The organism is Gluconobacter roseus NBRC 3990 (assembly GCF_006538885.1).
Taxonomy (GTDB): Bacteria; Pseudomonadota; Alphaproteobacteria; order Acetobacterales; family Acetobacteraceae; genus Gluconobacter; species Gluconobacter roseus.
This window is the reverse complement of record NZ_BJLY01000002.1, coordinates 438,320-461,287: the sequence shown is the minus strand read 5'-3', so window position 1 is coordinate 461,287 and position 22,968 is coordinate 438,320. Positions and strand designations below refer to the sequence as shown.

The window sequence follows — 22,968 nt, the reverse complement described above, 5'->3', positions numbered from 1 at the left end:
CAGCAGGCGGAAGAACGTGCTTCCACCGCCCTTCTTACTCTCGCGGACGCAGACGGGCAATTTCCGCGCGCACAAGAATTTCAACCAGTGACGGCAGATGAGCATCCAGCCATGTGCGCACCATGCTCCGGACTTCTCCACGGACCATATCTTCAATGGTCAGGCCACTACTGCGGCTGATGACGGTATCGGACGCAAGCGGCTTTGTTCCACTGAAAGCTGCGTGCAGTTCGTCCAGAGAGCGTTCTGCTGCTGCCACAGTCTGAGCATTCATGAGATCATCTTTGCTCTGTTGAGTTTCGGTCTCAGGCGGAGCAGAGGCAACAGACGATGTCATCGTCGTTTCAGCCTCTTTGGACTGTGCAGGAGGTGTGACCATCATGGAGCTATCCAATGTCAGTTCGTCTTCCTGGGATGGCATGTCGGGTGCGTCCTCGGCTGCTGGATGCTGGGCTGCGGCAGGGTCATCGTGAAGAATGCGCCTGATTGAGCTCAAGGCATCTGTCACTGTTGTATCGTCTTGGTGATCATGCTGGACCGAGTCAGAAGATGTCATGGACTGTGAGTATTCCGTTTTACTGAAAAATTTATCGACCAGGCTGATTGATTGCGTAATCGCTCAGACCCCAGAGCTTGTTCTTGACTGCGTTGTAATAGGCTTTTTCGTCATAAAGCGGCACACCAAGTTTCAGGTCGACTGCCGTAAGACGTCCGATCGCTGCCGCAACGGCATAGGAAGAAGTGACAAGATTCGAAAGATGCTGAACGAGCATCCGCTGGGACTGTAGAAGGGTCTGCTGTTGCTGAAGAACTGCAAGGGTCGTACTCGTTCCCACCAGGGCCTGCCGTTCGACACCATCCAGTGCGATTACGTTTGCGGAAATGGCCATACGGTCGCTGGAAATGGACTGCTTGTAAGCCACCATCTGCTGCCAGTTTGAGGCGGCTTTCTGGAGAGCTGTCCTGCGCTGGACATCAACTTCACGATGCGCTGCCTGAGCATCCTGCCGCGCTCCCCGGATTGACGCGTATTCTGATCCACCCTGATACAGAGGTACGGAAAACTGGATTTCTCCATACTTGTTATCCTGCAGCGAATCTCCGTAAGCCTGATTGACCGAACGCTGGTAGTTCAGGCTGGCAGAAACTTTCGGCATGATCTGGGAAATTTGAACAGAGATATTGTCTTTGCGTTGGGCTTCGGTGAAGAGCGCATTGACAACCTGAGGATTATTCTGGACTGCGACGCCAACAGCTTCCTGTTCGCTGTGCACTGGAAGGTTAAGAGGCTGAGGTGCTTCCAGATTGGGTGCTGCAGCAATTCCTATAACCTGAAGATAGGTCGCCTGTGCGCTTTGAAGTGTTCCTTCAGCCTGCTGTCGCTCAGCAGTAGCGCTTGCTAAAGCAGCCTGTGCCTGGGCAACGTCAGTCCGGGTGATTTCCCCGGCATGGAAACGTTCTTGTGTTGCCTCAACCTGTTGCTGCAGTACGTGCTCATTGTTAATAGCGATTTGCAGTAGCTGTTCGTCTTCAATAATCCCGACATAGGCATTGACGACGTTGGTGAAAACATCCTGTTCAGTTTGGATCAGGTGGGCACGTTCAGCCATAATCTGATTAGTGGCGGCATGAACGCTGGCAACGGTTTTTCCACCTTGATAGAGCGGCTGGGTGATGCCAACGGTTCCCAGATACCCAGGCGTCTGATAGCGGCGCGAACTGCCGAGATATCCGCCTGTTGAGGCATAATTGGTACTACCATCATAGTAGGTCAGATTCATGCCGGTCTGGACAGTCGGACGCCAGCCGGCAAGCGCGGTTGGCAGCTGTTCGTCTGTTGCCCTTAGATGTGCCCGCTCTTCACGAAGCGTTGGGTTGGTCAGATAGGCCGTCGCTAGCGCTTCTTGAAGCGTATGCGGGACAAAGTTCGGTGAACCGCTGCCGTCATATTTCTGGGCAAGAGCAGTTCCGCTCAGGAGAAGCGATAGAAGACCAAGCCCGAGTGGAGCCGTCAGTTTCATCGCGCCGTTGCATCCTGAAGTCATGAGTTTTCCTGCTCTTTAAGTATGCATCATATCACAGCATTATGTGAATCAGTCCTTAATAGCCTGTTGAAGGGCAGAAGAAAAATCCTTCTGCAGATCAATTATCGGTCTTGACCCAACGGGCTCCAGAGGGGATATAGCGCCTGTCTCCATCGAGGTCCGGTGGCAGAATGGTGATGTAGCGGACTGCAAATCCGCGTATGTGGGTTCGATTCCCGCCCGGACCTCCAGAGATATCCTCCAGAAATCCAGGTTTGCTTCTATTTTACGGATGAGCTTCTGCATATGCAGCCGCTGCACCAAACAGGCCGGGCTGCGGGTGCGTGATGATCTTGACCGGCATTTCGGTCATCATGGCTTCAAAGCGGCCCTTTGCCACGAAGCGTTCGGCGAATCCGGAATGACCGAGGCTGTCGGCAAGCCGCAGTCCCAGCCCTCCCCCAATGACCACGCCCCGTGCACCATGCGCCAAGGCCAGATCGCCGGAAATGGCCCCTAGACTGAGGCAGAAGCGTTCCAGTGCAGCTGCTGCGACAGTGTCGGAGCCTTCAAGTGCATTTTTCCACAATGTCCGGTTGTCCCGCAGGGTAATGGGCCAGCCCTGCATTTCTGCAATGACTTCGTACAGATTGGTCAGGCCGGGACCTGACACGATCCGCTCGGCGGAAACGCGGCGGAAGCGCAGGCGCAGGGCACTGAGAATTTTGTCTTCCAGTTCATCGAGCGGCGGGTAATCCAGATGGCCGCCTTCGGTCTCCATAACAAAATACTGGTCCTTGCGACGCAGCAGGCAGGCGGCTCCCAGCCCTGTGCCAGGACCGACAATCGTAATGGCGCCTTCGGTCGGGAGATCGATGTCTGGCCCACACAGATGCCGCATATGCGACGAATCGACCTGTGCTACGGCGTGAGCCACCGCGCCGAAATCATTGACGAGCACGAAATTATCGAGATGCAGCCGTGATGCCAGCTGGCTGGGCTGGATGATCCAAGGATTGTTGGTGAGCTTGAGGATTTCACCACTCACCGGACACGCCACCGCAATTCCGGCTTCGCGCGGGAGTGTACGGTTCAGGGAGCGACCGAATGTCTCCCATGCAAGGGCGAGGCTGCCATGGTCTGCACATTTCAGCGTCGTGGCCTCACCCAGTGTGACGACCTTGCCGTCCTCAATGGTCGCAATTGCAAACCTTGCGTGCGTTCCACCGATATCGACGGCTACGATTTCCCTCATGGCACCTCAAATCCTCTGGTGATGCTGACCGATGGCCCGCGCTTTTTCTCATTCGCAGCAGTTGCCTACCGTTCCGGCTGCGTCAAGTTCAGGATATTTTTAAGATTTTCTTCAACGCGCAGGACGCTGCCGCACTTCCGCAGTTCTGAGCAGTCGGTGGACGATGGCGCGTGGCACAATCATCTCGACAAACCTGGCGATCGCGAAGGGCCATGGGAAGAGCAAATGGGCCCGTCCCTGCCCGATGGCGCGGGCAATCATCTGCGCGGCACGGCGAGACGACACCAGAAACGGTCTGGCTCCTTCAAGACGCTGACTCATGGGCGTATCGACATAGCCGGGGGAAATCAGGGTGACAGAGACATGATGCGGGGTCATGGCCGCGTGAAGCGCCGTGCTGAACCGGGCCAGACCGGCTTTTGAGCCACTATAGGCTGTGGCGATCGGCAGGTCGTGGAATGCTGCGACCGAGCCCACGAGTGCGATACGTCCACCTTTGCGAGCGGCCATGCGCGAAGCCATCTCGGTCGCAAGCGTTGCGGGGGTCGTGAAATTAACCAGGGAAATGTTGCGGACTTCCTCGGCCTTTTCCGTGAGCGCGCCTTCAGGGCGGATATCTCCGAGGCCTGCTCCCAAGATCAGGATATCAATTTGCCGCGCATCATCCGTCTTTCGGAGTTCTGCCAGGGCATCGTCCGTCTGGCACAGATCGAGCGAAAGGGTATCGGCCGTTGCTCCCTTGCGCACAACCTGTGCCGCAACTTCGGTGAGACGTTCGGGGTTGCGCCCCCAGAGCGTCAGATGTGTTCCCGGGCGGGCATACTGGAGGGCCAGGGCGGCACCGATGCCGCTCGATCCTCCGGTAATAAGAACGTGAAACGGGGCGCTGGAGGGAGAAACAGAAGCATCTGACATGGGAAACCGCTTTATTCGTGGTCGGATCGGGGCTGGAAGGGTATAGCCCTCCCATGCAACAAGATGCGACCCCGTGCCGTACTGGCACATCACCCCGTCTGACGGGATGTTTTTTTCGATCAGAGGTTCACCTGCCATTATGACACTGCCCGACAGGACTGACATCCCTGCGCCACATGATGATCTTGTGGTCCGGCCAGTGACCACGCGGGCGGACCTCAAGCTGTTCATGACCCTGCCGCGTCGCATCTATGCTGGCATGGCTGGCTTTGTTCCAGCTTTCGACATGGAGCAGGACGACCTGCTCAACCCGAAAAAAGCACCGATTTTCCGTCATGCAAGCATCCGGTATTTTCTGGCCTGGCGCGGCAACACGGCCGTAGGGCGCATTGCCGCGATCGTGGATCATCGTGCCATTAAGCACTGGGGCATGAAGATCGGCTGCTTTGGGGCCCTGGATGCCATTCCGGAAGGAAGCATCGTCAGCGCCCTTCTGGACATGGCACGGAACTGGCTGCGGCTGCAGGGCATGCAGACGATGCGCGGCCCTGTCACACTGAGCGGTAACGGCGAATCCGGCCTGATGATCGAAGGACAGGACCAGCCCCTGATGGTTGCCATGCCCTGGCATCCGCCTCTGCTGGGCAAACTGGTTGAAGAAGCGGGCTATACTCCTGTTGAGGATCTGCTCAGCTACAAGCTCGATCTGGATGACCAGACGGAGTCGCGCTTCAAGGTTCCGGGCGATCTGAAAATCGGTGAAGGCCGGCTGGGCGCCATCGCCATCCGGCGTCTGTCAAAGAAACAGATTGCCCAGCAGGGCGAGATCCTGCGCCAGCTTTACAATGATGCCTGGAGTGACAAGTTCAATTTCGTTCCGCTTCAGGATTACGAAATGAAGGCCATGATCAAGCAGCTTGGCCCGGTCCTTCGCCCGGAACATTACGTCCAGATCGACCAGAATGGTGAGCCTGTCGCCATGGCTCTGGTCGTGCCCAATCTCTATGATATCGCAGGCGATCTTGGTGGTGCTCCCTCGCCTCTCGGCTGGGTGAAGCTCGCCGCGCGTCTGGCAACGCATCGCTTCCATTCAGCCCGTGTCATTCTGCTTGGCGTGACGCAGCGGCTGCGTGGAACGGTTCTGGGAGCGCTTCTTCCGTCACTGGCCATTGCCGAACTGATGCGTCGGAGGAAGTCCCTGCCCTATTCCTGGGTGGAACTGGGCTGGATCCAGGCATCTGACTCCAACATGCGCAATCTGGCCGAGAGTATCGTGCCAGAGCCGTACAAGCGTTACCGGCTCTATGAGCGGGCTATCGAAGATCCCGCCTGAGGCTCTCTACTCACAGGGTGGCTGTCAGAAATGCTGCCAGCCGCCCTGTTCCGGGATAATGTCCCGTCCCTTTGCGTCCAGAACACGCACGCCTGTACCAGAACGTACCGTTCCAATGCGATGGACCGGGATGTTGGCAGCCTGACACGCGGCCTGAAGGGCTTCTGAGCATTCAGGCGCGCATGTGAGAAGCAGTTCGTAATCGTCGCCGCCGCACAGGCGTCGCATGAGCCAGTCATGTCCCAGTGAGGCCGCAGCAGAAGAAACCGGAACGGCGTTCGCTTCAATAACAAGCTGAACGCCTGATTCCTCGGCGATATGGCCGCAGTCCTGAATCAGTCCGTCCGAAATATCCATCGCAGCGCTGACGATACCATGCAGGTGAAGTCCTGTTCTGGGCCGGGGTAGATGATACCGCTCTGCCAGGAAGCCCGATGGATCCCGCAACTTGCCCTGCAGGACAAGCAGCCCCAGAGCGGCATCCCCGATCGTGCCTGTGACCCAGACATCGTCTCCGGGACGGGCGGTGTTGCGACGGAGCGCCGTATTGTGCCGAAGCAGTCCAAATACGGTGGCGGAAAGGACCAACGGTCCGGAAATGGACGTGGTATCGCCACCAATCAGTTGAATGCCATAGACCTTCTGGTCTTCGGACAGTCCACGTGAGAAGGCGGCAAACCAGCTTTCATCATGCCGTCCGCCACGTGGAACCGTGACGTTCAGCGTATAGGCATGAGGCCGTGCCCCCATGGCGGCCAGATCCGAAAGATTGCAGCGCAACAGCTTGCGCCCGAGTGTTTCGGGTGGATCGTCAGGAAGGAAATGGACGTTCTCGACCATGGTGTCGGTCGAAATGGCGAATTCCTCGCCTGCGGGACAGCGCATCAGGGCGCAGTCATCCCGCAGGTCGAGGCTCTCTGGCCCGGCCAGGGGCCGGAAATGACGGGCGATGAAGCCGAACTCGCCTGCTTTCGTCGCTTCGGCCCCTGACGTGCCCGTCATGGATCAGACGTTGCCGTCGCTGCCGCGGCGGCTGAGCGTATCGAGGATACCGTTGACCATCTTGGGCTCGTCTCCCGAGAAGAAGCCGTGAGCGACATCCAGATATTCGTTGATGATGATCCGGTCGGGCGTATCCGTGGCGATCAGTTCAAAGACGGCAGCGCGCAGAAGCGCCCGAAGGACGGGGTCCAGACGCGGAAGCGGCCACTGCTCGGGTAGGACGTCGCTCAGCTTCGCATCAATATCGTCCTGACGGCGCGTAACACCGAGGACGATTTCCTGAAACAGCTTCAGATCGGCATCGGGGATATGTCCATCGTCGAACGAAGCGGTGGAACTGACGCGGCGGTGACGGATGAACTGGCTGATGACGGTTTCCGCCGTGTCGCCGGACTGTTCGCATTGGAACAGTCCCTGGACGGCCGCAACGCGGGCAATGGTCCGGCTGCGGCGCGTCGGGTTCGTGGCGGGGGCGTCGGTGGCGGTCATGGTGTCTCCTGGGAGTCGTCGGGGGATGGTGTGTCCGCATCCCCGGGAATGGGTTTCATGTCGGCGAGGATTTTCGAGAACGCCTCGACCTCGCGGAAGTCGCGGTAGACGCTGGTGAAGCGGACATAGGCCACACCATCCACTTCGCGCAATGCGTCCATCGCAAGCTGGCCGATGCGATGGGAAGAAATCTCGTGTTCCCCGGAAGCCTCAAGCTGTCGGACCAGTCCGTTGACCAGACGCTCCTGACGTTCTTCGGGAACCGGGCGCTTGCGCAGGGCAACGCGGATGGAACGGGCAAGCTTGTCCCGGTCGAAAGGCACGCGCCGTCCGTCCGCCTTGGTGACGGAGAGTTCGCGGAGCTGCACCCGCTCCACGGTGGTAAAACGTTGCGTACATGCCGAACAGACGCGCCGGCGACGGATGGCAACGCCGTCTTCCGTGGAGCGGCTGTCCTTGACCTGGGTATCGTCATGTCCGCAAAAAGGGCAACGCATTCGCGATCCTGAGTGTTCGGGCCTTGTCGTGGCCGGGGAAATGGGAGCACTTTACCGGATGATGCGTTCCGGCCCAAACGGGCTTCGTGAGATCGCGCGCAACACCGGGAGACTGTCGTTGAAACGGGTATCTGTCCTGACCGCCCTCTTTGCTCTTTCCACTGCCTCTGCCATGGCCCAGCAGGTTCCAGCGGCTGCGGCACCGGATGCCGATCATAATGCACAGCGGGTCGTGGTCATGGACGGGACGTTCCGTCCTTCAGCGTATTTTCCGAACCGAGGCGCCGGCTATTTCACGATTCGCAATGATGACAGTGTCGATCACCTGCTGAAGGGCATTTCGTCTCCGCTCTGTCAGAACGTCGTTGCCCATCATACGAACCAGCAGCAGACCGATGGCGCGAATGACCTTTTCACGCATCTGGCCCTGCCGCACAATTCGACGATGATCTTTCCGCGGTCTGGCTACCACATGATGTGCATGGGGATCCGGCAGATGCCAGCGAAGGGAGACAAGGTGCCTTTCACGTTTGATATTCTCAATGGTGGCAGCATCACCGTCAGTTTCACCGTGACCGAGCCTGACGAACTGACCCACGACTGACTTTTCTTTGGTGGGCGTTCAGTGAGCCGTCGCAGGCTCACGGATCTCGCGGAGTACGGTCAGCACTGCGGCGCCGTAGCGGTCCAGCTTTGATGCGCCCACACCTTTGATGGTTCCCAGTTCTTCGCGGCTGACAGGCTGCTCTCGGGCAATGTCACGCAGGACAGAATCATGAAAAATGACATAGGGCGGAATTTCCTGCTCCCGTGCCTCTGACAGGCGCCACTGACGCAGCGCATCGAAATACGATTTTTCGTCTGCTGACAGGCGATCATTTTCCGTATGGCCATCCGAGCCCGCGCTGGCAGTCAGGGCTGCTTTGGCTTCAAGCCTGAGGGCTACGCGTTCCTCACCGCGCAGGATCGGGCGGGCGATCTCGCTCTGCAATGCCAGGCTGCCGTATTCGCCGTGCATCCGGATGGCACCACGTGCGATCAGCTGACGAATGACAGCGCGCCACCACTGCTCACTATGATCCTTACCGATCCCGAACACCGAAAGGTGCTGATAGGCATTGCGCTCGATGGTTTCGTTGAGCTTTCCGCGCAGGACATTGGAGAGCTGGACTGCTCCAAGACGCTGCCCGGTGCGATAGATCGCCGAGAGAACCTTCTGGGCCGCCTGTGTGCCATCGAAGGTCGAGACCGGGCTGATGCAGTTGTCGCAGTGGCCGCAGGGCTGAGGAAGGTTTTCTCCAAAGCACGCCAGCAATGCCTGCGTGCGGCAGCCCGTGGTTTCCGTGAGCGCGATCATGCTTTCAAGCCGCGCCTGCATGACGCGCTTTTCATGATCTGGCGCGCTGGACTGTTCGAGCCAGTAACGGGCCCGGGCCATGTCCTCGCCGCCATAGAGCAGGAGCGTATCGGAAGGTTCACCATCGCGCCCTGCCCGTCCGATCTGCTGGTAATAGGCTTCCGGCGACGAGGGCATGTCCAGATGGACCACGCAGCGCACGTCGGGCCGGTCTATTCCCATGCCAAACGCAATTGTCGCGACGATCACCATTTCCTCGCCTGAACGGAAGCGCAGCAGGGTCGCCCGTTTCTCGACCGAGGACAGACCTGCGTGGAACGGAAGAGCAGTGAGGCCTTTGTCCCGCAGCATTGTCGCGACACGTTCCGTTTTGTTGCGGCTGCCGCAATAGACGATGGAGGCCCCCTCACGATGGCTCTGCAAGGTCTCGAGAAGCTGCCGGCTTTCGCTGGCCTTGGCTCTGGCTTCCACAATCAGGTTGGGGCGGTGAAAGCTCGCCATCAGAACACGCGCGTCGGGCATGCCAAGCGCGTTCAGAATATCATCCCGCGTCCGGGGATCGGCCGTGGCCGTCAGGGCAATGCGCGGCACACCCGGAAACATCTCCGGCAGGCTGGCAAGTGCACGATATTCCGGTCGGAATTCATGCCCCCAGGCCGAAATGCAGTGCGCTTCGTCGATCGCAATCAGCGAGATCTGGCGCTTTGACAGGAAATTCGCGGTTGAGGGCTGAAGGAGACGCTCTGGCGAAATGTAGAGAATGTCGATCCTGCCACCGCGAAGATCGCTTTGCAGTGCATCACGCTCGTCCGGTTCAAGTCCGGAATGCAGGGCTGCTGCACGAACTCCCAACTGTCTCAGGCCAGCAACCTGATCGTCCATCAGGGCAATCAGCGGGGAAATAACCAAGCCCATGCCATCGCGGCAAAGAGCTGGCACCTGATAGCACAGGCTCTTGCCACCACCGGTCGGCATGAGAACAAGTACGTCCTCCCCCCGCATAACCGTCTCTACAGCCTCCTGCTGGAGGCCGCGGAAACCGGGAAAACCGAAAACTTCCGCGAGCACACTTTCAGGCGTGGAAGGCGGATGTGATCCCGGGGCGACGGGAGGGCTGTTCTGCGCCTGCGTCATCCCGGGCGCCGGATCAGTGGCCCGGAACGATGGTGATGGAGACGCGACGCAGGGCGACGTGGGAATCCTCAAGCTCGCTCGGCGTGTACGGCGTCATTTCGATCTTGGCGCCGTTGATCCCGTCATTGCTGAGCTGGGTGGCGACGGTCTGGGCGCGGCTCGTGGCCAGTTCCTTCAGAACCGCGGCGTCACCGTTTGCACCGGCCGAACCCGAGACGCGGACGACGGAGGCATGTTCAGCGCGGGCGGCTGTGGCAGCCTTGGTGACAACAGCCTGTGCGACAGGGCTGAGCGTTACGGATTCACGGTCGAAGAAAACGACGTAGCTGTCACGCGACGGCTGCTGGGCGCATCCAGCCAGCGCAGCTGACAGAACGAAAACCGGGGCCGCGATGCGGACGAAGGAGAGGAAACGTGCCATGGCGTAGCGTCCTGTCAGGGTAAGTAAGCGTGAAGCTGGATCGGCGCGGGCCGGTCAGCACGCACTGGAAATAACCTGTCCGTCCTCGAGGCGCCAGATGCGGTCAAGTTTTTCCATACCGGTCAGACGATGCGCAATCAGCAGGACGCTTCGTCCCTCGGTCGCATTGTTCAGCGTTTCGAGGAAGGCCCGCTCGGTATCAGCGTCCAGTCCGGTTGCCGGCTCGTCGAGAACAAGGATAGGAGCATCGGACAGCAGGACACGGGCCAGAGCGATGCGCCGTCCCTGCCCGCCCGAAAGTTTCGAGCCGCCCTCACCGATCCACGTGTCCAGACCATCCGGAAGCTCGCGGACAACATCAGCGATCCTCGCTTGCTCAAGCGCAGCCCAGAGTGCGGTGTCGGAGACGTCGGTCCGTCCGAGAAGCAGATTGCCCCGAATGGTATCATCAAATAGGTGACTGGCCTGTGACAGCCACGCGATCTGCGAGCGCAGATCGCTGTCACGCAGTGTGGTGATGTCCGTTCCTCCCAGCAGGATCCGTCCCTGTTCCGGGGACGCTGCCTTGAGGATCAGCGCGGCCAGACTGGACTTTCCTGCGCCGGAAGGCCCGATCAGGGCTGCGCGCTCGCCCTGCCGGAGTGTGAGGTTCAGGTCACGAAAGATCGGTGCACGTTCCGCTGTCCAGCGGAACGTCACATTCTCCAGTCGCAGATCCCGTCCAGCCGGAAGTGGCGCGTTGCCTTCCGGAGCCGGGGGAGCGCGGTCGGCAATCTCGACAATGCGTTGTGCCGCGTGACTGACCTGCCCGGTGAGCAGTCCTGCCCGGGCCAACCCTGTCACGCCTTCAAGAGCCGTAATGGCGACGAACAGCGCCGTGATGCCAGCAATGGCTGGAGCCTGTGGAAACAGGATGCCAGCGACCGCACACAGGATAACTGCAATCCCGGCCTTGGCGATCAGGCCCGCGAAACCGTGCATGAGTGCCATACGGGTCTGCTGACGGCGCTGGGCCCTGAACAGGGTTTCCTGACGGTCCGTCACTGCGGCGGCGAGAACGTCCTCAGCGCCGAAAGCCCGGGCTTCGCGGAGGCCGGATGTGAGATCAAGAGCGGCAACCCGGAGGTCGGACTCCGCACGAAGGATGTCCGGACCGAAACGACGGGACAGACGCGCGCCCATCAGAGGCAATATGAATGCGAGGACAGCAAACAGCGCGCCGGTCAGAAGGCCTGCTTCCACCCCGGCCCGCATCCAGACGAGTGTTGCGATCGGAAGTGTCAGCAGGGCTGAAATCAGCGGAACAAGAATGCGCAGATACAGGTTGTCCAGCGTCTGGACGTCGGACACCAGACGCGACAGGAGGTCCCCTGAACGCTGGAAACCTAAGCCCGCCGCAGCGCCACCCGCAAGCTTGCGGTAGAACCAGACCCGCAGGTCCGCCAGCGCGCGGAACATGGCGTTATGGGTGTAGAGGCGTTCGCAATAGCGCAGGACGATCTGTGCCAGGCCTGAAAGACGCAGCAGAAGATAGGCAGCCCCTGCTCCGATCGCGGCACCGGCGACTCGACCACCTGCCTGCCCCATCAGGGCCAGCCCGGCACAGACAGCCAGTTCAGCTATGACAATGCCGGTAATAAGACGCGTATACTGGGGGCGCCAGACCTGCAGAATGCGGGAGAGCGCCGTCTCGCTGTTCGGGTTTGAAACCGGACTGGTTGGCAGCGGGGTGCTCATGCAGCTTCTCCCGTAAAGGCGACAGCGCGACCGCCATCAAGGACAAGATGACGGCCGTGGAACTGGCGGGCCTGAGCGGAATGGCTGCACAGGATGACAGTCCGGCCCCTGGCCAGTTCTTTCAGGCTGATGAGGATTTCCGCCTCTGTTTTCGGATCGAGATGGGATGTTGGCTCATCCAGAAGCAGAAGCGGCGCGTCCTTGAGATAGGCACGTGCAATGGCAATACGCTGTGCCTGTCCACCGGAAAGTCCAAAGCCCCCCTCGCCGATCCGCGTTTCCAGACCATCCGGTAGGGACGACAGATACTGATCGACGGCCGCAGCTGCGACGGCATGTTTCAGATCTTCGGCCGAGGCATCCGGGCGTGCAAAGAGAATGTTTTCCCGGATCGTACCGGCAAACAGAACAGGCTTCTGTCCGATCCAGCTGATCCGTGACGAAATCTGGCGTGGAGACAGGGTCTGCATGTCCTGTCCGTCGAACAGGATACGACCCTGTGAGGGGGCAACGAAGCCGAGCAGCAATTCCAGAAGCGTGGATTTACCTGCGCCAGAGGCTCCTTCAAGGATCAGGGTCGATCCAGCCGGAAGAGCAAAGCTGACATCATGAATAACTGTGCCGCGCTGCTCGTCCCAGGCAAAGGAGACATGCTCTGCAGTCACTGAAATTCCGCCATCCGCATGAACGATATCCGGACCAGCAGATGTCCGCTCGGTCAGCGGTGCGAGTTCATGCATGGCTTCTGCGGCAGCCGTGGCATGGGCCCGGTCCTGATAGGCGGCAGACAGGGCACGGAAGGATGCAAACGCTTCCGGTACCAGCAGAACGGCATAAAGGGCACGGGTCAGAACAGCGTCCGAAGGGTGTCCCATCAGCGTATTGGCCTGTGTCACGACAATCAGCACAAGCGCCACCACCATGGCGACATCAGTCGTGGCCGACGCCACAAAAGCGATCCGCAGAACCTTCATGGTGCGCTGGCGGAGGTCATCGGCGCTCTGGGCCAGAGCCTGTGTCTCACGATCGGTGCCGCCGGACAGGACGATGGTCGCAATGCCTTTCACCCGGTCAAGGAAGCGCGTCTGAAGCCGCGTCATGGCCAGAAACTGCCGGCGGGACGCAACAGCGGTGGCGATTCCGAAAACAGCTTGGAAGATGGGAAGTGACGCACAGCAGGCGGCGAGGATCAGGCCTGCCTTGTGATTTTCCAGATACAGCGCAATGACAACCAGCCATTGTGACACCAGCCACAGCGATGCGGCCGGCAGCCAGCGGGCAAAATAGCCGTCCAGCGCCTCGATCCGATCAACCAGAGTCGCTGCGATGGCCGCACTATGGTGGCGGCGCAGCAAGGCCGGCCCCTCGCCAATGATGCGATCCAGCACCTCACGGCGCAGACGGCGCCGGGCATGGATTCCCGCTGCCGCAGCCGTCATATCCTGCACGGTGGAAAGGATGACCCTCAGCACACAGGCCAACAGGAAAACGGCGATGGCTGGCCCGGTACTGTCCGTATCCCGCGTCAGGACAGACGCCAGCGTTCGTGCCAGTGCCCAAGCCTGCAGCAGTCCCAGCAGGGTCGAGAGCAGTCCTAAAAATACGACGACAGAGGTCCGGGAGCGGCTTGCTCGTCCCTGTGCCTTTACCCACGCTTTTGCGATTGTCTTGTCGGCCTTCATGATCCCTGCATATAGGTCGCAAAAGCTCTACAAGACAGTGCTTCACACAATTCTTGCCGCTTATTTAGATTTTTTCGTGGATTTTCGGGCAGAACCTTGAAGGTGACCGACCTTTACAGGCCCGAGTCTTTTCCGTGACTGATCGCTTTGCGGGCCATCGCCAAGGCCGTAAGCGACGGCTGTTCCGGAACAAAACGCAGGGTATACCAAGTCCCGTTTTCATTGCTGACTATCATCTCGGCGTTGATCTGCCGTGCGAACCCACGGATGAGCTGCATCCCGATGCCTTCCCGACGTGTGCGGGACTCGGTGGCCTGGCCAGCATTGATACCGATGCCGTCGTCTCCGAGCTTCAGTTCGACCAGCCCCTCCTGTTCAGGAGGCGCCGGTATGACCTTGTGCAAGGCGATGACGATGTGCCCTGCCCTGTCCTTCGGGAAGGCATACCGGAGGGCATTGCTCACGACCTCGGTGACGATCAGGGCGATTGGCACGGCCTGATCGGGTGAGATCAGGACATGCTCGATGTCGAGTTGCAGACGGATGCGCGTCTGGGTGTTCATCCCGTTCGCAGACAGTAGAATACTGCAGAGCTCTTCCAGAAAGCTCTGGACGTCCAGCGCAGAGAGGCCGCTCTCGGAATAAAGGTAACGGTGCAGGGTTGCGAGCGCCCTGACACGATCGCGGACGAGACGGAACTCTTCACGGGCTTCATGAGAGCGAATGCGGCTCGCCTGAAGGTTCAGCAGGGACGCGACAACCTGCAGGTTGTTTTTGACGCGGTGATGGATTTCGCGAATCAGCATGTCCTGGTTGCGTGCCGACTGTTCCAGATCCTGTTCGTGTTGGCTCAGTCGCCGCGTTGCCCGAAGGAACGCTTTCTCCAGATGCCGGATTTCCAGCGGTATGGAATGGCTGATCCTTGGTGCGAATGGCGCTCCCCGCCGCCAGTCTGCGACGGCTTGCGCCAGCCTCTCCAGCGGGTCGACCAGAAAGAGCCTTGCGCCCAGGGCAACACCCAACAGCTCAAGAACCAGCAATCCGACAATAAGACTGACCCGGATCAGGAAGATATTAAGCGCGTGGCTCTCTTCTGCCGTGCGCTCGGTCGCAACAATCAGGCTTACAGGGCCATAGGCATTCTGAAAGGCATAGGTGATGCCCCGGCTTGTAAAGACATCATGCAGGTTAAGCGACGACATATCGCGCTTTAGGCGTGCCAATGCTTTAGGCGGTAATGTCGCATCTATTGGGCGATCGGGAAACAGCGAGTAAAGAGAACCATCTGGCATCGCCAGAAAATGCTGGGCATTGTCTGCTGTCCCAAGAAGAAGACGGCTGTCCCCTTTCGGGAGATGACTGCGCTGCCAGCCAAGCGTCCGCACGGCAATAATGTAACCGGAAACGGAATTGTTGCTGAGAATGGGAACAACAAATTTCAGAAGTGGACCGCGATCCCCCTTCAGAACATCAACCCCGACAACAGGAAGCTTTGCAGGCGTCGATGTTAAAGAAGGATCAGCCAGTTCGGGAGAACGGCATATTGCTGCCTCCTGTGTTGAAGCAGGTGGCAGCACGACCGATGGACGTCCTGCAACATCTGTCAGCATCAACAGGCAGTAATGGTGCTGCGAAACCGTCTGGACGAGCGCGAACTCCCGCAGAGCATTACCCGAGGAAATATCGCCATCGGCGAGCATGTCCAGAAGTGTATGGGTCTGATCGAGATCGGTCGTAATTTCCGAAATCGCGAGTTGGGTATCACGTTCGGTGCGCAGGGCCCCGTTACCGACATTCTGCTGATAACTATGCCAAGCGAGAAAAGCAGCGATAATGGCAAGCGGAAGAGTCGTCGCGACGATCAGCGCCATAACCCGGGCGCCGACAGTATCCAGCATCCGGATATGGCGAAGGGCGTTCCGTCTGTACCACAGACGACGCCAGCGCCGCGGACTCAGGTCTGGCAAACCAGACCGGGTAACAGTCACTTGTTTCGGTCTTCCTCGATCAGTCGGAGAAGCTCATCGGGAATCGGCTCGTTTGCAACATCATCAAAAAGCTGATGCAGGCCCCGGCTCAGCCAGATACCAAAAGGCGAGTCCTTCTCCTCTTCTCTGGTATCGCTGACTGAGGACTTCCGCTTGTCTCCTGCGGTCATTGGCTGGTCCTGAACCTTCCTGTGACGTCAGAAGATGCAAATCCTGCACCCCTGATACTGACTATGGCGCGAACTCCGGTTTTCCTTCTGGAGAAGCCGCTATGAGATGAACTGCCAATCCAGTCTTACGAAAACAAGTCGTTTTCTGCAATCGCTGCCAAAGCGCAATGGACGCAGATTCCACTGGTTGTGAGCGATAAGTTCAGGAAAGCATCAGGTCATCAGAGGACTGGCCAGCACGATGACGGGCGTCCATGGCGTCACGCAGAGCCTTGACCTTCACGCGCAGCTTGTCGTTGGTAGGCAGCTCGCCGCTCATCCAGGCTTCCAGTTGACGACGGGCGCGGAACACGCGGCTTTTCGCTGTGCCAACGGCGCAATCTGTTGCTTCAGCCAGAGCCTCATAGCTCATTCCCTGAATCACGACCATGACAAGCGCTTCACGCTGATCGGCCGGGAGACGGGACAGAGCCATGGACAGATCCTTGAGAGCAAGGCTGTCTTCATGCGTTGCCGGGCTGGCAAAGGAAGATGCGGGCACATCGTCAATGTCAGTTGTCTCACGACGCTTGCGGAGATCGGAAATGAAGCGGTTACGCAGAATGCGATGCATCCAGGCCGAAAAGTTTGTTCCCGGGATGAAGCTGTTCTGGGCAGCCAGAGCGTTGCACACGGCGTCCTGTACGAGATCCTCCGCAGCGGCACGATTGCGGGTCAGGGAAAGGGCCTGAACACGCAGCTTCGGAAGAATGGCAATGACCTGATCGTGGAACGTCATGGAACTGACTCCTGATTTCGTTCTGTTTTCATGGGATCAATGAACGGCCGAAAGAAAACGTTGCATCAGACCGGAGAAAATCTTCTGAAGGACGAAGCCGGTTGATCAGATTATGCAGAAAACTGCCAAAAATCAGACGATATTTTTTTCAGATTCAGGTTGCGGATCAGCGCTGTTTTCTGCCGCCAGATCAGCAAGCTGTGCTCTGGCCCGGGAAACGCGGGCTCTCATTGTTCCCGCCGGAACGTTGCAGACACGGGCTGCATCCTCATAGGACAGCTCCTGTGCTCCTACGAGGATGAGGGCTTCACGCAGAAGGTCAGGTAGCTTCCAGAGCAGTTCGCCCAGATCCTGAACCGCATCACGTGCGTGCTGTCGTGATGGTGCCGCAGTGGAAGGCCGCATATCGAATTCGATATCCTGCATGATTTCCTGTTCGCGGCTGCGTCGACGGTTCTGTTCATAAAATGCATTTCGCTGAATTGTGAACAGCCAGGCTTTCAGCGCTGTGCCTTCCTGAAACTGGTCCTGTGCCGCCAGAGCGCGAACAATCGTATCCTGAACAAGATCGTCGGCGGCGGCCGTGTCCCGCGTCAGAAAACGTGCAAAGCCTCGCAGATCCGGCAGGGTCTGGAGCAGGCCCCGATGGAAATTACCTTTTTTCGTAACAGGGCTGGATGGGTGGCCCTCGGGCGCTGGTGTGCTCAGAAGAAGATCCTTCACGCGACATTGCAGGCGACCGGGGTGGCCAGGAAGACTATACGAACATTGGGCATCGTGTCATGATTATTCAACCTTCATAACAAGATGCATCCCACTCGGGATGGGTCGGCAGCTATCTTTTCAGGAGGCCACGGACACATGACTGATCTGGCACGTCAGGAGCTCGTCAAGGCACTTCCATATGCACGTCGCTTTGCCCGCGCGCTGGTTGGTGATCAGGAAACGGGCGATCAGCTTGTGGCCGCGGCCCTGAAAGAGCTGATGGAAAAACCGCCCCGAAGTGGTCTCTCAGCACGTCAGGCCCTTTATGGACTGCTCGTGAACGTATTCATGCGACAGCACGGAGCGGATGCTACGGCAGGTATGCCGTTGCGTCAGCGTGCACTTCTGCTGCTGACCTCGCTGGAAGAACAGTCACTTGCATCCAGTGCACAGGCTCTGGGTATCAGTGATGAAGAAGCCGCGGCCGAGCTGAACAAGGCCCGCCAGGGGCTTCAGGGAATTGCGCAGACCAACGTCCTCATCATTGAAGATGAGCCGATCATCGCCATGGATATTCAGGATCTGGTCGAACGCTGTGGTCACAAAATCGCCGGTGTAGCCCATACTGAGGCAGACGCCGTTGCGCTTGCTGCAAAGACGAAACCCGGCCTTATCCTTGCAGATATCAATCTTGGCGGTGGCGGTGATGGCATGCAAGCCGTGGGACGTATCCTGCGCACCCATGAAGCCCCGGTCATTTTTGTGACTGCCTATCCAGAGCGTCTGCTGACCGGTGAGACGCAGGAGCCCTCCTTCGTCATCACCAAGCCGTTCGAGCCGATGACGCTGGCCGTTGCGACCTATCAGGCCGTGACAGGCGGTGTAACGCCCGTCTGAGAGTTTTATTCGGGCAGAGGCGTCTTGCGGCAGACGTCAGGCTGCGACACATAGGATGCCATGTCGGCACCCATTCTTTCTCTTCAGAACATTACCTACACTCTTGGTGGACGCCCGCTCCTCGATGGAGCAGAGCTAGGCGTTCTGCCCGGTGAGCGGATCTGTCTGGTCGGGCGAAACGGCTCGGGAAAATCCACGCTGCTGAAAATCGCCTCTGGTGATACCATTGCAGACTCTGGCGAGCGGTTCGTCCAGCCCGGAACGAAAGTTCACTATCTGGCGCAGGAGCCGGATCTCTCCGCCTATCCCACTACGTTCGATTATGCGTCTGAAGGCCTTGATGAGACCGAGACCTATCGGGCGCGCTCGATGTTGGCCGAACTCGGCATGACGGGTGAAGAAAGCTGTCAGAACCTTTCGGGGGGCGAAGTCCGTCGCTGTGCCCTCGCCCGCGCCCTTGCAGCCGAGCCGGATCTCCTGCTGCTTGATGAGCCGACGAACCATCTGGACCTTCCATCCATTACCTGGCTGGAAAAAGAGCTCGCTGCCACCCGCTGCGCCATGATTGTCATCAGCCATGACAGACGTCTGCTGGAGACGCTGTCTCGCAGCGTGGTCTGGCTTGAGAATGGTGTCACGCGCCGGCTGGATCAGGGATTTGCCCGTTACGAGAGCTGGCGGGATGAGGTTCTGGAACAGCAGGAGCGTGATGCGCACAAGCTGGACCGCCAGATTGCGCGCGAAGAAGACTGGATGATTTACGGCGTGACCGCACGCCGGAAGCGGAATGTCCGTCGCGTCGGAGAACTGGCAGCACTCCGGGCGCAGCGCCGGGAACTGGCGTCCCGTGGCAAGGGGACGCTGCGTATGGCAGCTACGGAAGCCGAGAGCGCAGGCAAGATCACCATTGCAGCCGAGGGTGTGAACTGGGCCTATGATGACCGCGCCATTGTCCGGAATCTCGATCTGCGGGTCCTGCGTGGAGACCGGCTCGGTCTGGTCGGTGCCAATGGCGCCGGAAAGACAACGCTCCTGCGTCTGCTGACCGGCAAGATGGAGCCGCAGTCCGGAACCGTGAAGATGGGGCCGTCCGTAGCCATGGTCACACTGGATCAGCAGCGGGAAAGCCTTGATCCTGCAAAGACCCTAGCTGAAACCCTTGCGGGCGGCAGCGGAGACATGGTGCAGGTTGGCGATGAGAAGCGTCATGTCGTTGGCTATATGAAGGACTTTCTCTTTCGGCCGGAGCAGGCCCGCACTCCCGTAGGAAAGCTCTCGGGCGGTGAGCGCGGACGGCTTGCACTGGCCTGTGCTTTGGCCAAGCCGTCCAGTCTTATGGTGCTGGACGAGCCGACCAACGATCTCGACCTTGAGACACTGGATCTTCTACAGGATATGCTGGCCGATTATGCGGGCACGGTTCTGCTGGTCAGCCATGATCGTGATTTCCTCGACCGGGTCGCAAGCTCGGTGCTGGTTTCCGACGGTGGTGGAGACTGGATCGAATATGCAGGCGGCTACTCCGACATGCTGATCCAGCGTGGGGATGTTCCGGCCGGACGTGAAACTTCGCAGTCGGAGGCGGAAGAAATTGCGCCAAAATCTGCTTTGAAAACAGAAAAGAAGCCGAAAAAGCTTAGCTATAATGACAAGCGGGCCCTGGATCTTCTTCCGCAGAAAATGGCGGAACTGGAAAAGAAGATCCAGACATACCGTGACGTTCTGGCTGACCCCGGTCTCTATAGCCGGGATGCTGCAAAATTTCAGAAGACCACGCAGCTTCTGGAGGCTGCCGAACAGGATCTGACCCGATCCGAGGAAGAGTGGCTCGAGCTGGAAATGAAAAAAGAAATCCTCGAAAATCAATAATTTGACAGGATAAAATCATTTAGGCTTTCAGGAAGGGATCAGGCCCGAAAGCTCCATGATCTGCCGGGACTGCCGGATGCTGTCCGTCACCCGGATGGCGGCATCCAGTGCCCTGATCCCCGCCTGGGCGTCCACCAGTACGGGCGCACCATGAAGACATGACGCTGCAAAGGCTTCATGTTCGACTGCAAGGTTATCGTGATCCTTCCAGCTTATGGCTTCGCGCCGGAAGCCACCTGTGCCGGGAAGCGGTACGCCGCGCTCACGCCCAATGAAGCTCAATTTGCGCTCCATGAAATCGGCGGACAGATAACCGTCTTGTGAGAAAAGCCGCATACGCCGTTCTGTTTTCAGGGAAATCCGGCTGGCGGTAATCGTGGCTACGCAGCCGTTCTCGAAGCGGACGCGGGCATTGGCGATATCTTCATGCGCACTGGAAACAGCCGCTCCCAGAGCATCGATTTCCGCAATCGGGCTGTCTACGATTGCCAGAACGAGATCAAGATCATGGATCATGAGATCCAGAATGACCGATACGTCCGTTCCCCGCGGCTTATAAGGCGCAATGCGGGTGGCTTCTATGTAAAGCGGCGCCTTGATCCGCTCCGTAATAGCCCGGTGTTCTGCCGAATAACGCAGCAGGTGGCCGACCTGAAGGACCTTGCCGGTGTCCCGGGCAAGATCGGCAAGGGCATGCGCTTCGTCCAGCGTGGCCGCGATGGGTTTTTCGACTAGAACATGCCGTCCGGCCTTGAGAGCCTGACTTGTCAGGGCAAAGTGATACTCGGCTGGTGCAGCGATGATGACGGCATCCACCTGCTCCAGAAGATTTTCATAGCTTGTGGCAATTCCGCAACGAACTTCCCGTGCCACGACCGCCGCGCGGGCCGGATCGGGATCGTAAAGCGCGACAAGCTGTTCGGCCGGGTTTGCGGCGGACTTGAGGGCATGAAACCGTCCGAAATGGCCGGCCCCGACGATGCCGACCCGAAGCTGTTGCGCTGTATTCATGCTAACAGGCTTATCAGCCACGGCGATCCTCGCAAAGACAGTGTGCCCTCAAAGAGGCAAAAGGTTGCATCGGCATGGCGGAAACGGCATGGTCCCGCCCTGAAAATGATCTGAAAAACGATCTGTCCAAATCCGCCGAGGACGTCTCGACCTGATATGATGTATTACAGCCGGCTCAGACTGCTGGGCGTCGCGGGCATCTGCCTGATTGGCGTGCTCCTGTGTCTGCCCAATTTTCTGCGTTCTCCCTCACCGTCCCTGCCCTGGCGGCAGATCCATCTGGGGCTCGATCTGCGGGGCGGGTCCTACCTTCTCCTTCAGCTCGATCTGAAATCCCTTGAGCATGACCGCCTTCAGTCCCTTCAGGATCAGGCGCGCCAGACGCTTCTGGACCGCTCTCTGGGCTATCGCGATTTTGCCCGCGACGATGCAACCGCCAGCCTGAGCTTCATGCCACGTTCGGATGCCGAACGTGATTCCGCGCTCAAGGCCATGCAGTCCCTGCCCCCGGTGGTACCGAACGAGTTCACAACGTCTGAAAAGGACGGACGCATCGTCCTGACGCTTCAGCACGACGCGATGCTGGCTCGTGCCCGTGAAGCTGTGGCGCAGTCGATCGAGATCGTCCGTCGCCGTATTGACGCAACGGGTGCGATTGATCCGAGCATTGCGCGTGAAGGTGACGACCGGATTGTCGTGGAGCTGCCGGGCGTCAGTGATCCGGAGCGGATCAAGAGCCTGCTGGGAACGACTGCCCGTCTGACCTTCCGTCTGCTGGCCCCGAACCCGAGCGTTGCAAGCCCCGGCTCGACGATGCTCGAGGACGAGAGCGTGCATACGCAGGTCGCAGTTCAGGATCATGTCGATGTGGATGGTACGGACCTGACCAATGCGGGCGCCGTGATCGATCAGCAGAGCGGTGGCTGGGCTGTGACGTTCCAGCTCAACAGCGCGGGTGCGACGGCGTTCGGGAACGTGACGCGCGCCAATGTCGGCAAGCGCTTTGCAATCGTGCTGGATAACAAGGTCATCGAGGCTCCGAACATCATCAGCCCGATCACGGCTGGAAACGGCCAGATCACGGGTGGCTTCGATGCCCGCAGTGCGTCTGACCTTGCGCTTCTTCTGCGTGCCGGTGCTCTTCCTGCTCCGCTTTCAGTCGTAGAGCAGCGGACGATCGGTCCGAGCCTTGGCGCAGCGTCCATCCATGCCGGTATCATCAGCCTTCTGACCGGGCTGCTTCTGGTTATCGTGTTCATGGTGCTGTTCTACGGGCGGTTTGGCCTGTATGCAGACGTCGCCCTTTTTGCGAACCTGATCCTGATGGTGGCGATCCTCTCGCTGTTCCAGGCGACGCTGACCCTGCCGGGCATGGCGGGTATGCTGCTGACCCTGGGCATGGCTGTCGATGCCAACATTCTGATCAACGAGCGCATCCGTGAAGAAGTAAAGCGTGGCCGTGGTCCGCTTCAGGCCCTGCAGGCCGGTTTCGACCGCGCGACTGGTACGATCATCGACAGTAACGCCACGGCATTCCTGGCGCATGTCATGCTGTTCGTGTTCGGAACGGGCCCTGTCCGTAACTTCGCCCTGACGATCACCATCGGTATCGTTACGACACTCTTCACGACTCTCCTGCTGTCACGCCTTCTGGTCGTGCGGTGGTACGCCCTCGCCCGTCCCAAAGAACTTCCGGTCTGATCG

Annotated in this window: 21 protein-coding genes and 1 tRNA gene; 6 read left to right on the top strand and 16 right to left on the bottom strand. The window is 58.9% G+C overall.

The window, feature by feature from the left end; all coding sequences use genetic code 11:
• Positions 1-34: 34 nt before the first annotated feature.
• Positions 35-421, bottom strand: a complete 387-nt coding sequence (locus GRO01_RS06105) for a DUF2497 domain-containing protein (protein WP_231490369.1) — start codon at positions 419-421, stop codon at positions 35-37.
• A 166-nt stretch (positions 422-587) separates the two neighbouring features.
• Complete coding sequence (locus GRO01_RS06100) at positions 588-2,021, bottom strand: TolC family outer membrane protein (protein WP_062510328.1); 1,434 nt, start codon at positions 2,019-2,021, stop codon at positions 588-590.
• Between the two features lie 180 nt (positions 2,022-2,201).
• Here GRO01_RS06100 and GRO01_RS06095 point away from each other — a divergent pair.
• Positions 2,202-2,275 (top strand) — tRNA-Cys (locus GRO01_RS06095).
• 35 nt (positions 2,276-2,310) lie between these two features.
• On the opposite strand, the gene glk is transcribed toward GRO01_RS06095, so the two are convergent.
• Positions 2,311-3,279 carry a glucokinase gene (glk, locus tag GRO01_RS06090; protein ID WP_062510330.1) on the bottom strand — a complete coding sequence of 323 codons (969 nt, stop codon included), beginning with the start codon at positions 3,277-3,279 and terminating at the stop codon, positions 2,311-2,313.
• 111 nt (positions 3,280-3,390) lie between these two features.
• The gene (locus tag GRO01_RS06085; RefSeq protein ID WP_062510596.1) at positions 3,391-4,194 is read right to left on the bottom strand and encodes an SDR family NAD(P)-dependent oxidoreductase; all 804 of its coding nucleotides are present in this window, start codon (positions 4,192-4,194) and stop codon (positions 3,391-3,393) included.
• A 139-nt stretch (positions 4,195-4,333) separates the two neighbouring features.
• Between GRO01_RS06085 and GRO01_RS06080 the strand changes: the two genes are divergently transcribed.
• The gene (locus GRO01_RS06080) at positions 4,334-5,527 is read left to right on the top strand and encodes a hypothetical protein (protein WP_062510332.1); all 1,194 of its coding nucleotides are present in this window, start codon (positions 4,334-4,336) and stop codon (positions 5,525-5,527) included.
• A gap of 24 nt (positions 5,528-5,551) precedes the next feature.
• Here the strand turns inward: GRO01_RS06080 and thiL are convergent, their stop codons facing one another.
• From thiL to nrdR, 3 genes are read right to left on the bottom strand one after another with little or no spacing between them, the layout of a single operon-like run.
• Positions 5,552-6,529 (bottom strand): thiamine-phosphate kinase, encoded by a 978-nt coding sequence (thiL, locus tag GRO01_RS06075; RefSeq protein WP_062510334.1) that lies wholly within the window; start codon positions 6,527-6,529, stop codon positions 5,552-5,554.
• A gap of 3 nt (positions 6,530-6,532) precedes the next feature.
• Complete coding sequence (gene nusB / locus GRO01_RS06070; protein ID WP_062510336.1) at positions 6,533-7,018, bottom strand: transcription antitermination factor NusB; 486 nt, start codon at positions 7,016-7,018, stop codon at positions 6,533-6,535.
• Positions 7,015-7,515 (bottom strand): transcriptional regulator NrdR, encoded by a 501-nt coding sequence (gene nrdR / locus GRO01_RS06065; protein ID WP_062510338.1) that lies wholly within the window; start codon positions 7,513-7,515, stop codon positions 7,015-7,017. The genes nusB and nrdR overlap by 4 nt, the downstream gene beginning before the upstream one ends.
• 118 nt (positions 7,516-7,633) lie before the next feature.
• Between nrdR and GRO01_RS06060 the strand changes: the two genes are divergently transcribed.
• Positions 7,634-8,119, top strand: coding sequence for a copper chaperone PCu(A)C (locus GRO01_RS06060; RefSeq protein WP_062510599.1), 486 nt, complete (start codon positions 7,634-7,636; stop codon positions 8,117-8,119).
• 18 nt (positions 8,120-8,137) lie between these two features.
• Here the strand turns inward: GRO01_RS06060 and recQ are convergent, their stop codons facing one another.
• The 8 genes from recQ to GRO01_RS06025 all read right to left on the bottom strand — a co-directional run bounded on the left by recQ (position 8,138) and on the right by GRO01_RS06025 (position 17,421).
• Positions 8,138-10,006, bottom strand: coding sequence for a DNA helicase RecQ (recQ, locus tag GRO01_RS06055; protein ID WP_062510340.1), 1,869 nt, complete (start codon positions 10,004-10,006; stop codon positions 8,138-8,140).
• A 13-nt stretch (positions 10,007-10,019) separates the two neighbouring features.
• A complete protein-coding gene (locus tag GRO01_RS06050; RefSeq protein ID WP_062510343.1) occupies positions 10,020-10,427 on the bottom strand; it encodes an OmpA family protein in 408 nt (135 codons plus the stop codon).
• 54 nt (positions 10,428-10,481) lie between these two features.
• The gene (cydC, locus tag GRO01_RS06045) at positions 10,482-12,164 is read right to left on the bottom strand and encodes a thiol reductant ABC exporter subunit CydC (protein WP_062510345.1); all 1,683 of its coding nucleotides are present in this window, start codon (positions 12,162-12,164) and stop codon (positions 10,482-10,484) included.
• On the bottom strand, positions 12,161-13,846 hold the full coding sequence (gene cydD / locus GRO01_RS06040) for a thiol reductant ABC exporter subunit CydD (protein ID WP_062510347.1): 1,686 nt from the start codon (positions 13,844-13,846) through the stop codon (positions 12,161-12,163). Before cydD ends, cydC begins: the two co-directional genes overlap by 4 nt.
• A 113-nt stretch (positions 13,847-13,959) precedes the next feature.
• Positions 13,960-15,834 carry a sensor histidine kinase gene (locus GRO01_RS06035; RefSeq protein WP_231490373.1) on the bottom strand — a complete coding sequence of 625 codons (1,875 nt, stop codon included), beginning with the start codon at positions 15,832-15,834 and terminating at the stop codon, positions 13,960-13,962.
• Positions 15,831-16,004, bottom strand: a complete 174-nt coding sequence (locus GRO01_RS13305) for a NepR family anti-sigma factor (RefSeq protein ID WP_167494578.1) — start codon at positions 16,002-16,004, stop codon at positions 15,831-15,833. Before GRO01_RS13305 ends, GRO01_RS06035 begins: the two co-directional genes overlap by 4 nt.
• 202 nt (positions 16,005-16,206) lie before the next feature.
• Complete coding sequence (locus tag GRO01_RS06030) at positions 16,207-16,782, bottom strand: sigma-70 family RNA polymerase sigma factor (RefSeq protein WP_062510352.1); 576 nt, start codon at positions 16,780-16,782, stop codon at positions 16,207-16,209.
• Positions 16,783-16,914: 132 nt separating this feature from the next.
• Positions 16,915-17,421, bottom strand: a complete 507-nt coding sequence (locus tag GRO01_RS06025) for a sigma-70 family RNA polymerase sigma factor (RefSeq protein WP_062510602.1) — start codon at positions 17,419-17,421, stop codon at positions 16,915-16,917.
• Between the two features lie 222 nt (positions 17,422-17,643).
• Here GRO01_RS06025 and GRO01_RS06020 point away from each other — a divergent pair, with 222 nt between their 5' ends.
• Positions 17,644-18,384, top strand: a complete 741-nt coding sequence (locus GRO01_RS06020; RefSeq protein ID WP_062510354.1) for a response regulator — start codon at positions 17,644-17,646, stop codon at positions 18,382-18,384.
• A 60-nt stretch (positions 18,385-18,444) separates the two neighbouring features.
• Positions 18,445-20,253, top strand: coding sequence for an ABC-F family ATP-binding cassette domain-containing protein (locus GRO01_RS06015; protein ID WP_062510356.1), 1,809 nt, complete (start codon positions 18,445-18,447; stop codon positions 20,251-20,253).
• A gap of 27 nt (positions 20,254-20,280) precedes the next feature.
• Here the strand turns inward: GRO01_RS06015 and GRO01_RS06010 are convergent, their stop codons facing one another.
• On the bottom strand, positions 20,281-21,264 hold the full coding sequence (locus tag GRO01_RS06010; RefSeq protein WP_062510358.1) for a Gfo/Idh/MocA family protein: 984 nt from the start codon (positions 21,262-21,264) through the stop codon (positions 20,281-20,283).
• Positions 21,265-21,423: 159 nt separating this feature from the next.
• On the opposite strand from GRO01_RS06010, the gene secD reads away from it, so the two are divergent.
• Positions 21,424-22,965 carry a protein translocase subunit SecD gene (gene secD, locus GRO01_RS06005; protein ID WP_062510605.1) on the top strand — a complete coding sequence of 514 codons (1,542 nt, stop codon included), beginning with the start codon at positions 21,424-21,426 and terminating at the stop codon, positions 22,963-22,965.
• The last annotated feature ends 3 nt before the right edge of the window (positions 22,966-22,968 follow it).

Coding starts and splice junctions, on each gene's coding strand:
- GRO01_RS06105 (WP_231490369.1), bottom strand. CDS start 421: ATGCCATCCCAGGAAGACGAACTGACATTGGATAGCTCCATGATGGTC.
- GRO01_RS06100 (WP_062510328.1), bottom strand. CDS start 2,021: ATGAAACTGACGGCTCCACTCGGGCTTGGTCTTCTATCGCTTCTCCTG.
- glk (WP_062510330.1), bottom strand. CDS start 3,279: ATGAGGGAAATCGTAGCCGTCGATATCGGTGGAACGCACGCAAGGTTT.
- GRO01_RS06085 (WP_062510596.1), bottom strand. CDS start 4,194: ATGTCAGATGCTTCTGTTTCTCCCTCCAGCGCCCCGTTTCACGTTCTT.
- GRO01_RS06080 (WP_062510332.1), top strand. CDS start 4,334: ATGACACTGCCCGACAGGACTGACATCCCTGCGCCACATGATGATCTT.
- thiL (WP_062510334.1), bottom strand. CDS start 6,529: ATGACGGGCACGTCAGGGGCCGAAGCGACGAAAGCAGGCGAGTTCGGC.
- nusB (WP_062510336.1), bottom strand. CDS start 7,018: ATGACCGCCACCGACGCCCCCGCCACGAACCCGACGCGCCGCAGCCGG.
- nrdR (WP_062510338.1), bottom strand. CDS start 7,515: ATGCGTTGCCCTTTTTGCGGACATGACGATACCCAGGTCAAGGACAGC.
- recQ (WP_062510340.1), bottom strand. CDS start 10,006: ATGACGCAGGCGCAGAACAGCCCTCCCGTCGCCCCGGGATCACATCCG.
- GRO01_RS06050 (WP_062510343.1), bottom strand. CDS start 10,427: ATGGCACGTTTCCTCTCCTTCGTCCGCATCGCGGCCCCGGTTTTCGTT.
- cydC (WP_062510345.1), bottom strand. CDS start 12,164: ATGAGCACCCCGCTGCCAACCAGTCCGGTTTCAAACCCGAACAGCGAG.
- cydD (WP_062510347.1), bottom strand. CDS start 13,846: ATGAAGGCCGACAAGACAATCGCAAAAGCGTGGGTAAAGGCACAGGGA.
- GRO01_RS13305 (WP_167494578.1), bottom strand. CDS start 16,004: ATGACCGCAGGAGACAAGCGGAAGTCCTCAGTCAGCGATACCAGAGAA.
- GRO01_RS06030 (WP_062510352.1), bottom strand. CDS start 16,782: ATGACGTTCCACGATCAGGTCATTGCCATTCTTCCGAAGCTGCGTGTT.
- GRO01_RS06020 (WP_062510354.1), top strand. CDS start 17,644: ATGACTGATCTGGCACGTCAGGAGCTCGTCAAGGCACTTCCATATGCA.
- GRO01_RS06015 (WP_062510356.1), top strand. CDS start 18,445: ATGTCGGCACCCATTCTTTCTCTTCAGAACATTACCTACACTCTTGGT.
- GRO01_RS06010 (WP_062510358.1), bottom strand. CDS start 21,264: ATGAATACAGCGCAACAGCTTCGGGTCGGCATCGTCGGGGCCGGCCAT.
- secD (WP_062510605.1), top strand. CDS start 21,424: ATGTATTACAGCCGGCTCAGACTGCTGGGCGTCGCGGGCATCTGCCTG.